14 protein-coding genes are annotated in these 13,290 nt (G+C 51.8%); 5 read left to right on the plus strand and 9 right to left on the minus strand.

Annotated features, from left to right (window positions below):
• Nucleotides 1-5: 5 nt before the first annotated feature.
• The 6 genes from AC8GE9_RS02405 to hydA are packed head-to-tail and all read right to left on the minus strand — an operon-like array spanning nt 6 to nt 6,128.
• Nucleotides 6-1,067: a TRAP transporter substrate-binding protein gene (locus tag AC8GE9_RS02405; RefSeq protein WP_506675512.1), complete on the minus strand. Its 1,062-nt coding sequence runs from the start codon at nt 1,065-1,067 to the stop codon at nt 6-8.
• Between the two features lie 30 nt (nt 1,068-1,097).
• Nucleotides 1,098-2,378, minus strand: a complete 1,281-nt coding sequence (locus AC8GE9_RS02410) for a TRAP transporter large permease (protein WP_506675513.1) — start codon at nt 2,376-2,378, stop codon at nt 1,098-1,100.
• Complete coding sequence (locus AC8GE9_RS02415) at nt 2,375-2,899, minus strand: TRAP transporter small permease (RefSeq protein ID WP_506675514.1); 525 nt, start codon at nt 2,897-2,899, stop codon at nt 2,375-2,377. The genes AC8GE9_RS02410 and AC8GE9_RS02415 overlap by 4 nt, the downstream gene beginning before the upstream one ends.
• Nucleotides 2,900-2,923: 24 nt before the next feature.
• Entirely contained in the window at nt 2,924-3,925 is a 1,002-nt protein-coding gene (locus AC8GE9_RS02420; protein ID WP_506675515.1) for a TRAP transporter substrate-binding protein, read from the minus strand.
• Nucleotides 3,926-3,944: 19 nt separating this feature from the next.
• Nucleotides 3,945-4,700, minus strand: coding sequence for an aspartate/glutamate racemase family protein (locus tag AC8GE9_RS02425; RefSeq protein ID WP_506675516.1), 756 nt, complete (start codon nt 4,698-4,700; stop codon nt 3,945-3,947).
• Nucleotides 4,701-4,709: 9 nt separating this feature from the next.
• Nucleotides 4,710-6,128 (minus strand): dihydropyrimidinase, encoded by a 1,419-nt coding sequence (hydA, locus tag AC8GE9_RS02430; RefSeq protein WP_506675517.1) that lies wholly within the window; start codon nt 6,126-6,128, stop codon nt 4,710-4,712.
• A 267-nt stretch (nt 6,129-6,395) separates the two neighbouring features.
• Between hydA and AC8GE9_RS02435 the strand changes: the two genes are divergently transcribed.
• From AC8GE9_RS02435 to AC8GE9_RS02455, 5 genes are all read left to right on the plus strand, one after another.
• A complete protein-coding gene (locus AC8GE9_RS02435; RefSeq protein ID WP_506675518.1) occupies nt 6,396-7,121 on the plus strand; it encodes a maleate cis-trans isomerase family protein in 726 nt (241 codons plus the stop codon).
• 31 nt (nt 7,122-7,152) lie between these two features.
• On the plus strand, nt 7,153-7,845 hold the full coding sequence (locus AC8GE9_RS02440; RefSeq protein ID WP_506675519.1) for a GntR family transcriptional regulator: 693 nt from the start codon (nt 7,153-7,155) through the stop codon (nt 7,843-7,845).
• A gap of 16 nt (nt 7,846-7,861) precedes the next feature.
• On the plus strand, nt 7,862-8,620 hold the full coding sequence (locus tag AC8GE9_RS02445; protein ID WP_506675520.1) for an aspartate/glutamate racemase family protein: 759 nt from the start codon (nt 7,862-7,864) through the stop codon (nt 8,618-8,620).
• 1 nt (nt 8,621) lies between these two features.
• Complete coding sequence (locus tag AC8GE9_RS02450) at nt 8,622-9,512, plus strand: polysaccharide deacetylase family protein (protein WP_506675521.1); 891 nt, start codon at nt 8,622-8,624, stop codon at nt 9,510-9,512.
• Nucleotides 9,513-9,637: 125 nt separating this feature from the next.
• On the plus strand, nt 9,638-10,135 hold the full coding sequence (locus AC8GE9_RS02455) for a hypothetical protein (RefSeq protein WP_506675522.1): 498 nt from the start codon (nt 9,638-9,640) through the stop codon (nt 10,133-10,135).
• 20 nt (nt 10,136-10,155) lie between these two features.
• Here AC8GE9_RS02455 and AC8GE9_RS02460 read toward each other — a convergent pair whose 3' ends face one another.
• Genes AC8GE9_RS02460 through AC8GE9_RS02470 form a run of 3 tightly spaced genes read right to left on the minus strand, consistent with a single transcriptional unit; the run spans nt 10,156 to nt 13,283 of the window.
• The gene (locus AC8GE9_RS02460; RefSeq protein WP_506675523.1) at nt 10,156-10,821 is read right to left on the minus strand and encodes an HAD family hydrolase; all 666 of its coding nucleotides are present in this window, start codon (nt 10,819-10,821) and stop codon (nt 10,156-10,158) included.
• Complete coding sequence (gene pehA, locus AC8GE9_RS02465; RefSeq protein WP_506675524.1) at nt 10,818-12,362, minus strand: phosphoric/sulfuric ester hydrolase PehA; 1,545 nt, start codon at nt 12,360-12,362, stop codon at nt 10,818-10,820. Before pehA ends, AC8GE9_RS02460 begins: the two co-directional genes overlap by 4 nt.
• A gap of 54 nt (nt 12,363-12,416) precedes the next feature.
• The gene (locus AC8GE9_RS02470) at nt 12,417-13,283 is read right to left on the minus strand and encodes an ABC transporter permease (protein ID WP_506675525.1); all 867 of its coding nucleotides are present in this window, start codon (nt 13,281-13,283) and stop codon (nt 12,417-12,419) included.
• Nucleotides 13,284-13,290: the final 7 nt, after the last annotated feature.

Genomic DNA, 13,290 nt, shown 5'->3' on the forward strand with positions numbered 1-13,290 from the left:
TTAACTTATTTCACACCGACAATCGGTCCAACTGTTTTTTTCCAATCAGCAGAGCAGGTTGGATTGGTTTTGTCGCATACTGGTGCCCAAGCAGGAAAGGACACTTTGTCGATGGCTGTTGCGACAAGTTTCAAGTCGGCTTCGGAGACTGGTACGGTTTTGACTTTGAATTTCTTGCCAGTGGTGCAGGGATCTGAGCCTTCGTTACAACGCAAGGCGTCATCGGATAGTTCTTTGGAGTATTTCCAGATGTCATTGGTCAGCTCTGTAAAGGCCGCTTGAAGTTTGACTTGCTGGTCAGGTGTCATGCGATTCCAGGTCTTGAGTGAAATCGCATAGCCGTTCATGCTCATCTGAAAGCCAAGTGGCAACTGATGTGTCACGATCTCTGTCCAAGCGGCAGAGTTGGCCGAACTCGGTCCGGTCACTGCGCAGTCCAGAACGCCAAGCGACAAGGCCTGATGCACTTCGCTAAACGCCATTGGAACGGGAGTCGCGCCGACTAATTCTAAAAACTTGGCCATGCTTTGATCAGCGACTCGGATTTTCATCCCTTTTACATCGGACAATTGAGTAATGGGCTTTTTGCAGAAAATCATTTGCGGGCCAAAGGGCCAATGACCAAGCAACTTGATGCCAAACTGTTTTTGCAGACGGGCATCCAGCGTAGGTAACCAAGCCTCGACCACTTTACGACTCTTTTCGTAGTCAGGACTGCCACCTACCAAGTCCATGCCGATCAGGGCGGGCTCGTCGCGTGAGTTTTGTGAAAAACGCAGAGAAACCATATCGAACAAACCGGCTTTCATGATGCGCAGTTGTTCAGTGTCTTTGATGCCAAGTGTGTCGAGAGGTTTGTATTCAATAGTAATCGGCAGACCTGTTTTAGCTGCAAGTTGTTCAAAAAAAGGTTGTTCACGATTCTTTTGAATATTGCCTGTTGCTAAAGGCTGGCCAATCACTTTAAGCGTAATGTTTTGCGCCTGGACGACAGGTGCGGATAGCATCAGGGCACCGAGTGCCAAAGGTGCAAGATAAGGGGCGAGATAGCGCTTAATTAAAGACATCATGTGCTCCGGAGAGAATAGAAATGATTGTCAGTAACCCATGGATCGAGGAAGGGTTGTGACAATGGCGGGGAAAAACATACAAAGAAATAGGACTGCATACATCAATGCGACAAAGGGCCAGATATTGGCAACGAGTTCACGCATACGGATACCCGTGACCCCACAGACAACAAACAGCACTACGCCGACTGGCGGCGTTAACATTCCGATGACAAGATTCAACACGAATAAAAATCCAAAGTGAAGAGGATCAATACCGTATTGAAGTGCGATTGGATGAAGTAATGGCACCAGCATAATGTAGGCGGAGTTGGACTCTAGGAACATGCCAACCACAAACAGCAGCAGGGCGACAAGAATCAGGTAAACAAGCGGATCCTTTGTGAGCGCAAACAGCAGCGCTGAAAGTTTTTGAGGCATCAAATCCACAGTCATTAGATAAGTAATGACAGAGGCAAACGCGATGAGGGCACCCACAACTGCTGTTGTGATGGCGGCTCTTACTAAAATGCGCGGTAAGTCAGAAATTTTGAGGGTGCGTGTGATGAAGAAGCCAAGAATCAACGCATAGATCACTGAAATAGCCGACCCCTCGGTTGCAGTAAAGGCGCCTCCGATGATGCCGCCAATAATGATGAGAGGCATGAGCAATACGATTGCAGAGCGGCGTAGTTCTATAAAGAGTCTTTTGAACTGAAACGGTTCGCCAGTGGTTTCCCAGCCGCGTTTTTTGGCAATCCAAGAACACAGCAGCATAAAGCCGATCGTGATCAGAATACCTGGCACGACTCCTGCCATAAACATGCCACCGACCGAAACAGAGGGGCCTGCCATAAAGGCATAGACAATCATGGCTGCCGAGGGTGGAATGATGGGGCCGAGGTTGGCGGCTGCCGCGACGATGGCTGTTGCAAAGCCTTTGTCATAGATTTTAGAAAGCGAGGGCACCAAAATAGCCGACAAGGCGCTGGCATCTGAGACTGCGGTGCCTGACACAGTCGCCAGGCCTGCACCCGACAACATCGTGACATGGGCTAAACCGCCACGAACACGTCCCACTAAAGCGTTTGCAAAAGAAATAAGACGCTCAATGATCCCGGCTTTGATCATCAACTCGCCCGACAACATAAAAAATGGAATCGCCATTAAAGGAAATGAGTTGACCGAATACATCATGCGCTGCGGAATAATGGAAATATCGATCCCAGACAGCCAGATCGCGACGATTGCGCTCAAACCCATTGCAAAAGCGATGGGGAGACCCATTAAAGCGATGAGCATAAAGCCGACAACGACTAAGGTACTCATTCAGCGTCACCTGATTGTTTGTGCATTTCACCAGTGATTGTGATGCGTACCATATGCAAACCCGTGCACAGCATGCCTAGTCCGACTGCGACAAAAAAGTAGGCCACACTGATATCAATCGTTGCCATTTTTTCATCCCATTGGTCTTTACATAACTCGATGCATGACCACGCGATCGCTAAAGAAAGTGCAGCACATAAGGCGGCGGAGACTCTCTGAATGGTGCGCTGATGTGCAGGTGAGAACTTGTCCACAAACAGATTGATGCCGATATGCGCGCCTTGTGAGACCGCGAGTGGAATAGCGAGAAACACCACCCAAACAAACGCGAGTCGGCCGGACTCTTCGGCCCAGTCAATCGATACGTTAAAGCCGTAGCGCATGGCCACTTGGGCGGAGACAATGCTGACCATGAAGATAAATATTAGGACAAGTGCCCAAATTAAAATAAGATCTAAACCCCGAAAACACTTACCCAAAGGGGTAGTCGTGTCGTAGGTGGCAGGGATGGAATTCATCATTGGGCTGTCCAGAACATTAAAAAATTACTTGGAGGTTTCTGCAATCACTTGATTGACCAAGTCGGCACCTGCACGTTTTTTGACGCTTTCAATGACCGGCGCAGTGAGTTTGCGCATTTGTTCAAACGCCTCAGGCTGAATTTCCGTATAGGTCATTTTTGCTTTGAGATTGTTCAAGGACTTGAGATCGTTTTCTGCAGCCAGACTGCGCTGATAGGCAACAGTCTTGGTCATGGCTTCGCGGACAGCCTTTTGATTTGCAGGACTCATCTTGTCAAACACGCGCTTGCTAGCAACGACGACGATGAAGTCAAAGAAATGCGAGGAGTTCGACAGATGCTTTTGCACCTCGGCATAGCGGTTGGCATCGATCACGGTGTAGGGATTTTCCTGACCGTCTACCACTTTTTGCTCGAGTGCGGAGTAGAGTTCTTTGACGTCCATCGCGATTGGGTTTGCGCCCAAGGCACGGAAGGAGGCCAGATGCGTCTCGTTTGGTTGCATGCGGATCTTCATGCCCTTGAGATCGTCGACCGTTTTGATTGGACCTTTACTGTTAGTGATGTTGCGCATCCCGAGCTCCATCCAGCCGAGCACGACAAAGCCTTTCTCCAGCAATTTTTGATCAATTGCCTTGCCAACGGGGCCATCAATGACACGGTAGGCCGCTTCGCGATTTTTAAAGACAAACGGCAAGCTCACCGCTTCGATTTCAGGCGCGATGCGCGACATGAAAGAAGCACCTACCCAGGTCATACCAAGTGTGCCCGCGCGCACGCCATCGACGTTTTCCTTGGCGCCACCCAGCTGCATGGCGGGAAATACATCCACTTGCAGTTTGTTGTTTGTCAGGCGAGCAAGCTCGTCTTTGAACACTTTATCGACGGCAACGCTACTAGGATGGGAAGTGGCAAAATTGCCCGCGATTTGCAGTTTTTCTTGTGCGTTCGCCTGAAGGCAGGTGGCTGCCAACAAGAGTGTGCCGATTACAGTGCTCAGGAGAGTGCGTGGTGTTCTCTGGTTCATGATGCGTCCTTTTGAGGGGTTAAATGCGTTGATGACCATTCGCGAGCAGCGTCGCGATTGACTGAGGGAGTCCTGCATTGGGTTTGAGCGGTGGCGGCGCAAAGCTGCCCGCGCGGGTCTGCCCGGCATTGAGGCGGACTAAAGACTCTGCATGTCTGACGGCGCTTGAGACACCATCTACGACGGGGACTGGGAGTTGGCCGGCCAAGCTGCGTGCCAGCCCCGCCAACGGTGCGCCCGCCAAAATAATGACATCCGCACCGTCTTGGCTGACGCACAGATTGGCGGCAGCCAGCAGACTGACGGCTTTATCTTGTTGAACGGAACCGATGTTCGGCAGGGGTTCTTCGAGGCTGCGTATGCTGACCAAACGCTCGCTCAAGCCATAGGAATCAACGGTCTCGGCATACCAAGCCTTGATACGTTTAGAAATTGCAACAATCGAAATTTTGTTACCAAGCAGGCAGGCACTCGCCAGTGCTGCTTGGGTCAAACCCACGACCGGGCAGGGCAGCACTTCCTTAAGACCTTGCAAGCCTGGGTCTCCAAAGGCGGCGACGACGACGGCATCGTATTGACCCGCATGATCACCGGCCAGTTGCGCGGAGGCGTAGGCACCGATCAGGGCTTCGAAGCGGGTCTCGATGTAGGCGACGCCAAAGGCAGCGGTGACAGTCTGAATCTGGGTGTCTGGGCTGGCCGTGCGCTTGGCCTCAGTATCAATGAGGTCTGAAACGCTCTGAGATATATTCGGATTGATGAGCAGGATTCGCATCTGTTGCTCCTAGCGACCTGTTGTCATCAAAGTGGGTTTGCCGCAGGATAAAAACTGTCCTTTACCCAGACGCGGGATGAAATGCTGACCATCCCAGACGATTTCACCCCGACTCAAGGTCATCGCTGGCCAGGCCTTGAGCTCCATCCCTTCGTAGGGCGTGTAGTCGACGGCATGATGTAAGGCACTGTTTTGAATCGTGACGGGTTTTTCATCCCAGATCACGAGGTCGGCGTGCGAGCCTGGTGCGATGGTGCCCTTGAGGGGATGCAGTCCGTAAGCTTTGGCGGGATTGGTCGAGGTTAGCTCAACAAACTTGGTGAGTGAAAGGCGCCCGCCCAGCACACCCTCTGAGTACAAAAGGGGCATACGCGTCTCCAAGCCCGGGATGCCGTTGGGAATGTGTCTGAAGGCTACTTCTTCGCCCCCAGGTTTTTTGCCTTCGGGGCTTTCGTAGCTAAACGGCGCATGATCAGAGGAAAACACCGAGAACAAGCCATCGCTCAAGGCATTCCAAATGACTTCCTGATTTTTACGATCTCTTGGCGGCGGGCTACAAATGCATTTTGCACCTAGGTAGCTGTTATCGATACCAAGGTCTTCCGCTGTCAGGAATAGATACTGGGGACAGGTTTCAGCAAAAATTTGCAAGCCATGACTGCGCGCCCAGCGGATTTGTTCGACGGCCTCTCGACCTGAGACGTGGACAATCAAAATAGGGACGTCCACCAGCTCGGAGAGCGCAATGGCACGGTGCGTGGCTTCGCGCTCGACAAGCATGGGTCTGGAGTGCGAATGAAAGCGCGGGGCTGTTTGACCCGCGGCCTCAAGCCTGCGGGTCAACCATTCGATACAGTCGGCATTTTCCGCATGAATCATTGCCATCGCACCGTGTTGTTTGGCGACAGACAGGACATCGAGGATCTGCCCGTCATTGAGCTTGAGATCGTCGTAGGTCATGTAGATTTTGAAGGACGTATAACCCTCGGCGATCAGTGCGGGAAGCTCTTCGTTGAGAACAGTAGGCGTGGGATCGCTCACAATCAAGTGAAAGGTGTAATCCACGTGGGCGCGACCATCCGAGCGCTGGTGGTAGTCTTTGACTGCGTCGCGCAAGGATTGTCCTTTTGCCTGCGCGGCAAAAGGAATGATGGTTGTCGTGCCACCGCAAGCGGCCGAACGCGTGCCGGTCTCAAAGTTATCGACCATTTTCATGGGGGCTGGCATGGGCTGATCCAGATGACAGTGCGCATCCACGCCACCGGGGGTGACCACGCGACCAGCTGCATCAATCGTTTTGAGTGCGTCTGGTAAATGACTGCCTAGCATGACAATCGTGCCATCTTTGATGCCGATGTCAGCCATAAATACATCGGAGGCCGTAGCGACTTTCGCGTTCTTGATGACTAAGTCGAGGGTGTTACTCATGTCAAACGTGCTCCAAATTCATTACGTTCTGCGCGAATTGCCCCAAAGTGGGGCAGTAGATTGTCAACATTAGTGCATACATCACATTTGAGTGCACTTGCAAACATTCCTTCTATAGATGGCTCATCGTTGTTTCTTCTGGCACATCACTTGCTTGTGTGTTCTCTAGCAAGACACGTGCCAGTATTTATCATTTTTGATTTATTGGTGCTGACATAATGTTTACAATAACGTAGACATTAAAGTCAACAGCAAAAAAGGACAGGTATGCAAAAGATGATCCGAATCGGTGTGCTCACGCCATCATCCAATACCGCGCTTGAGCCTCTCACGAACGCCATATTGAGTGGGTTGCCCAATGTGCATGCCCACTTCGCACGCTTTCGTGTGACGAATATTTCTCTTTCAGATCAAGCACTTGGTCAGTTTGATGACAGCAATATCCTCGCGGCAGCCGAGCTGTTGGCGGATGCCAAGCCAGATGTGATTACCTGGAGCGGGACCTCGGCGGGCTGGATGGGCTTTGAAAAAGATATTTTGCTATGCGAGAGAATTACGGCCCGTACGGGTATACCCGCATCGACAGCAGTGCTGGCACTCAATGAATTGCTTGCGCTCAAGCACATCAAGCGCTTGGGGATTGTGAGCCCCTATACAGAGGACGTTCAGCAGAAAATTGTTAGACAATATGCCTCGGCCAATATTGAGGTCGTGGGTGAAGTGCATCACGATATTTCGGTAAATTATGATTTCGCGCTGGTTGAGCCCGAGACGATTGAGAAAGATTTACACACAGTCAGTCAAGCTCAACCTGAAGCCATCGTGACCTACTGTACGAATTTACGTGCGGCGCAGCTTGCTGACCATTTTGAACATAAGAGTCAGGTGGTGCTGCTTGATACGGTGAGTACAACCGTTTGGGGGGCGTTGCGCAAGGTGGGCGTCGATCCCTCTGAAATCAAAGGCTGGGGCAAGTTGTTTAGTTGGGCCTAGTAGTCTGTGTTTTAAAAAGAAAGGGACTGAGATGCAGTCGAAGATTTCTGCTCGTTTAAAGCGTGAAAACACGCAAGACGAAATGTATGAAAAGATTTACGTCGCCATCTTGGAGCATCGGCTGCATCCCGGTACAAAGCTGGTCGAAGAACGCCTGGCCGAGATCTTTAAAGTGAGTCGCGCACGTGTACGCGAGGTCTTGGCCCGTCTTGCGCACGAGCAGGTTGTGGAAATGTATCCCCAGCGCGGTGCGTATGTCGCGCGTCCCACGATCGAGCAGGCCTTGCATGTGTTTGAAGCCAGACGCTTGATCGAGCCCGAGCTTGTGCGGCGTCTAATTGAAAATCTAACCCCCGAGCGGATCGAGCGTTTGCGCCAACATTGCGCGCTAGAACTCGAGGCCCGCCGACGTGAGGATAAAAGGCTGATCGTGCGCCTATCGGGGGAGTTTCACACCTTGATGGCGGAGCTGGCCGGTAATCAGGCCTTGGCGCGTACGATGCGCGAGCTCTCGACCTTGACATGTCTCATTATTATTTTGTATGACGCACCAACTGCCTCGAGTTGCCTGGCCGATGAGCACAGCCTGATCGTTGATGCGATCGCGAAACGTGATATCGAAGGTGGACAGCGGTTAATGCTGGAACACCTCAACCATATCGAGGGCAGCCTCAACCTGGAACCCGCTGACTCAGCGGTAGATCTCGCGAAAATTTTCTCCTAAGAATGATACAAATCCAATGAATATTTTGCTGATTAACCCGAACACCAGTGAGCATGTGACGCAACGGCTGTTGACGCAGGCCATGCTTGTGGTGGGTGAACAAGCGATTATCAATGCCTACACTGCACAGACCGGACCCGCCATTATTAGCAGCCGTTCAGAAAACGCAATCGCATTGGCAGAAATGCTGCGGCTGGCGGCGACGCATCAGGACGGACATGATGTATTGGTGCTGGGCGTTTCAATTGACACAGGATTGATGGCCTTGCGCGAGATGCTGGATATTCCTGTGGTGGGGATGGCTGAGGCGGCGTTGGTAACCGCAAGCATGCTCGGCGGCAAGATCGGATGTCTCACGCTCGGTGCCTCGATGGTGCCTGTCTACGAAGAGCTGACGGCCTCCTACGGTTTTGCGCAACGTGTCTCGAAATGGCGGGCCATCGAGGTGCCAAGCGCTTTCAGCGTGACCGATGCCGATCCAATGGTTGCGCAGGCCTTAATCCAAGCCTGTGAACAACTCGTGCAACAAGATGGCTCAGACGTCATCGTGCTGTGTGGCGCAGTACTCGCCGGTTATGCGCGGCAGGTTGCTGCCGCGGTGGGTGTGCCCGTGGTTGATCCGATGCAGGCGGCAGCGTTGCAAGCCCTGACGGTCGCGCGCATGCAACCTGCGAAACAACTGTCAGGAAGTTTTGCCCGTCCCAAAGGTCGCATCCTAAACGGTGTCGACGCAAACATTGCACGCTTGTATCAGTCACCTAAGTCGGGAGTTTGAGATGGATCGCAGAGATTTATATGGTTACCGGGATCAGCGCCCTGATCCAAAGTGGCCAGGCGGTGCAAGCGTTGCGATCAATCTAGTGGTGAATATTGAAGAGGGCGCTGAGCTCAGTCTTGCGGATGGCGACCCCTCGAATGAGCCGACGCACGAAGTCACGAGCAAAGTCGTGTCGCAACCTGACCTGTGCCGCGAGTCGCATTTTGAGTTTGGTTCGCGTCTAGGCTATTGGCGCGTGATGCGCGAGCTTGATGAAGCTGGTGTCAAAGTCACCTTAAACGCGTGTGGTCGTGCTGCAGAGCGCACGCCGGAGCTACTAAAAGATGCCGTCGGTCGTGGACATGATCTGTGCGCGCATGGTTGGTTGTGGCAATCTCCCGCCGGTATGTCACCCACTGACGAAGAGTCGATGATGCGTCGTACCCTCGAGGCGATCGAGACTGCGACAGGACAGCGCCCTACGGGTTGGCATTGCAAATCCACACCGACATTACACACGCGCGCACTCGCAGCTAAGCTGGGGCTGCTTTACGACAGCGATGCGTATAACGACGAGTTGCCGTATTGGGAGACGGGTGAGAAGGGGCGAACGCTTGTATTACCCTATCAGTTTGATACCAATGACATGCGGTTTTTTGGTGAGTCTCCGGCGTTTGTGCAAGCCAAGGACTTTTCAAACTATGTCATTGAGACGGTGCAAAGATTGCTGGAGGAGGGTGAGCGTTGGCAGTCTAAATCTATGTTGACGATTGGTTTGCACTTGAGAATTGTCGGTCGTCCTGGGCGGATCAACGCACTGCGTGACATTTTGAATTTTATTAAAAGCGATCCACGGATCTGGATTGCGACGCGTACTGAGATTGCTCAACATTGGATGTTAATAAAATAAATGCATTGCGGTAATGTTGTAAATCACATAAATTAAGGATTACTTTTATCGCAAGGAAGAGCATGATGATCCAAAATGACGTGAAAGACTTAGTCAACACACCCGTTGAGGCCTCTCAGCCTGTCGTGGCAAAGAAAGCAACTGCAAAGAAAGCACCTGCCAAGAAAGCCGTAGCTAAGAAAGCTGTGACTAAGGAAGCCGTGGCAAAGAAACCGTCAGCTAAAAAAGCTATCGCTAAGAAAGTACCCGCTAAGAAAGCCGCTGTAAAAAAAGATGCTGCTGTAAAAGCCGTCGATAAAAAGCCAAGCGCTAAAAAACCAAGTGTTAAAAAGCCAACCGCTGAGAAGACAACCACCAAGAAGCCCAAATTAGTGCCTGTTGAGGTCGCGCCTGCGCAAAAAGCTAAAAAAGTGAAGCTGGTGCGTGACAGCTTTACGATGCCTGGTCACGAATACAAAGTGTTGCAAGACATCAAAAAAGCAGCACTGAAGGCCGGCATTGAGCTAAAAAAGAGCGACTTGCTCCGTATAGGTGTCGGGATGCTTAAAAACTTTAGCGTCACTCAGTTGGATAAGGCACGCGCTGCTTTGACAAAGCTGCGCGCCGGGCGTCCTAAAAAGTAAAGTTTTTAAACAGCATACTGTCATGCGAACACGCCACCATAAGTATTGAATTGCCCAGCGACCCGGTAGTCGGTCTCGCTGGGTCTTCCGTAGCCATTTTGGTGCAAAATAAAGTCGACATTGCAATGCGCCGCACAGCGCGCATCGACGTGTGTGTCGCCAATCAGTACGGCATGCTCGTGCGCAACATCTAGTTCCTTGAGGGTATGCGACAAGGGTAGAGGGTGTGGCTTGGAAAAGGCAGTCGTATCCGAGCCCGTGATGACGCTAAAGAAATCGATAATGCCCGTTTTTGTTAAGGCATGTCGTGCGTTCGCTTCGATTTTATTGGTACAAATCGCAAGTTTAAAGTCACGCTCTCGCAGCTCCTCCAACAGCGACATGACGCCAGGGTAGAGATGTGAGTGCGCATGTGCCTGAAGTTTGTAATGATGCTGAAAGATGGGAATGAAAACGTCTAAACCTTCTTCTGGAAAGTCGACTAAGGCGACGGCGCTCCTGACGAGTTCACGGGAGGGACCGTGCAGGTTGGGGAGTTCGACATTCGGGTCTATTGAACGATGTCCACAATCAGTTAAGGCAGTGTTGATGGCCATACGAATATCAGGTTCGGTATGCAGCAGCGTGCCATCGAGATCAAACACGATGGCTTCTTTGCTTAATAGCAGCGGGGCAAGGTGATTCATAGTCTTGATACTAACCCGTCAGGTGTCGCTGCATAGCCGGTGAGTGTGCGATCCGCATGCTTGAGTCGCCAGTTCAGCATTTTCTGAGCCATCTCCAACATCTGTGTTGCGTAAGCGGGGTCTTGGGCAAGGTTGCGCAACTGATTCGGATCTTTTTCTAAATCAAAAAATAAGGGTGGCAAGGCCGCGAAGTGCACGTATTTGTAGCGATCGTTTTGGATGACCGACAATGAGCACTCGTCCATGCCCAGTCCGAGATAGTCTTCTGGTTTGGAGTAGAAAATATTTCTAAAGTCGAACTCGTAGTGCACTTCGGTGCGCCAGTCAGCCGGTGCCTCGGCGTTGTGTATAAAGGGCAGGAGTGACTCGCCATCGCAAGTGCGTGGGACGGGTAGCCCCATCCATTCGAGAATAGTTGGCATGGTATCGACCGTTTCGGTGAACTGACGGACGATCTTGCCACGCGTGTCATTGGCCGACTCGCTAGGATCGCGCACGATCATGGGGATATGAAAGCTCTGGTCAAAATAGCCGAGCTTACCCAGCAAGTGATGGTCACCGAGCTGCTCGCCATGATCGCTCGTGAGCACCACTAAGGTGTTGTCCCACTGACCGGTTTGCTTGAGATAGTCACAGACGCGTCCGACATGTTCGTCGACTTCGGACATCAGTCCGTAGTAGGTCGCACGCATTTGCAAGACTTCTTGCTCCGTCATATCGGCGGCCATACCCTGACCGTGTTCAAAGAATTTCTTACGCTCGATCGCTTTGAGATAAAACTCCAGCATCGGGTGTTGTGCAGCTTCGATATCCACGGATTCTGCACGGATGGGGGCCGGGCAGTCCTCCGGCTTGTACATGGCGTTGTAGGGCTCTGGGGCAATAAAAGGCGGGTGCGGTCGATAGTAGCCCAGGTGCAGAAACCAAGGTTTGTTCTCTGTGCCTTTGAGGTACTCCAAGGCACGGTCTGTAAAGAATGAGGTATCTGACAGGTCAGCTGGGATCGAGCTTGGTTTGGCCGTTGCACCGATGTCGTCCTCGTCCTGACCTTTGGGCAGCCAGATATTGGTGGGGATTTTAGGAACGGGATAGCCTTTGGCTTTGACCCAGGCAAAGTAAGCTTCCATTTTTAGACCCCAGGAGCCGACGGGCTTCCAACCTTCCATGTCTGCGCCGAGTACTTTAAATCTTGGATCTTGAGGGGCCGTCTCGCGTGGGTCGGGTGTGGTGGTCGTATAGCCGACGAGCGCGGGCTCGTAGCCTGCTTTACGGACTTCTTTGGCGATATTGGTGTGGCGTGCATCGAGCGGAATGGTGTTTTGTACTGCACGGTGCGTCATCATGTAGAGACCGGTGAGCATCGAGGCGCGACCTGGACCGCAGGGAACGGCCTGGGTATAGTGCTTAGCAAACGTCACGCCTTCATTGGCGAGCGCATCAATATTGGGTGTCTTGACCGTTGGGTGACCGAGCTTGCCGAGCGTATCGCCACGCCACTGATCCACCACAATCATGAGTACATTTTTTTTTGCGTGTGCCATGAATAATCTTCCTCATTAAATTGATGACAGGATTTGTTTTAACCGTTGTTAGTTTTATTGCAGCGTCGGATCGAGCTTGTCCCGAACCCAATCGCCTACTAAGGAAATTGAAAGTGTTGTCAGTACGATAATCGAGGCCGGTGCCAGCAGGATCCAGGGAGCAGATTGCAGGTATTCGCGGCCATACCCCACCATGTTGCCCAGACTCGTCAACGGCGCTTGTACGCCTAACCCCAAAAATGATAAACCAGACTCGAGCAAAATGACTTCTGGAAAGGTCAGTGTCATACTGACGATTAAAGTACTGGCGATGTTGGGCAAGATATGTCGAAAGTAAACACGCCAAGTACTTGCACCGAGGGCTTGAACCGCATTGGCATAGCCTTGTTCGACCGCTGCGACGGTGAGGTTGCGCGTGATGCGGGCAGTCCTCTCCCAGCCATGGCACCCCATGAGACAGATAAAAAGTACCAGAGTATTTCCAAAAAACGCCAACACTGCGAGTGCAATCAGCATAAAGGGGATTGAGGCCTGGAAATCAATTGCTACCATCACCGCTTGCTCGACCAAGCCTCTAAAGCGTGCCGCTAAAAAGCCTAACGTCAAACCGATCGATGCAGAAATCAAGGTGCTGGCAAAAGCAATGAGCAAGCTCATCTGAATAGAGGTGAGCAGGCGTGACATGACATCACGCCCGAGCTCGTCCGTGCCTAGGAGATGATTGGTTTGCCCACCAAAGCCAATCGGAGGCTGTAGCCTGGCTGACAAGTCGAGCGCGGTATAGACGTAGGGGGTTAGAACTTCTGCAAAGAGCGCGACAAACAGCATGACTGCGAGCCAAATCCAGCCTATCAGCACAATGGTTGGGCAGCGGACTAAATGACCGCGCAGGGTGGAGAGTTTCAATGTCAATGTTGTCATTTGACTC

The organism is Zwartia lucis (assembly GCF_965234455.1).
GTDB lineage: Bacteria > Pseudomonadota > Gammaproteobacteria > Burkholderiales > Burkholderiaceae_B > Zwartia > Zwartia lucis.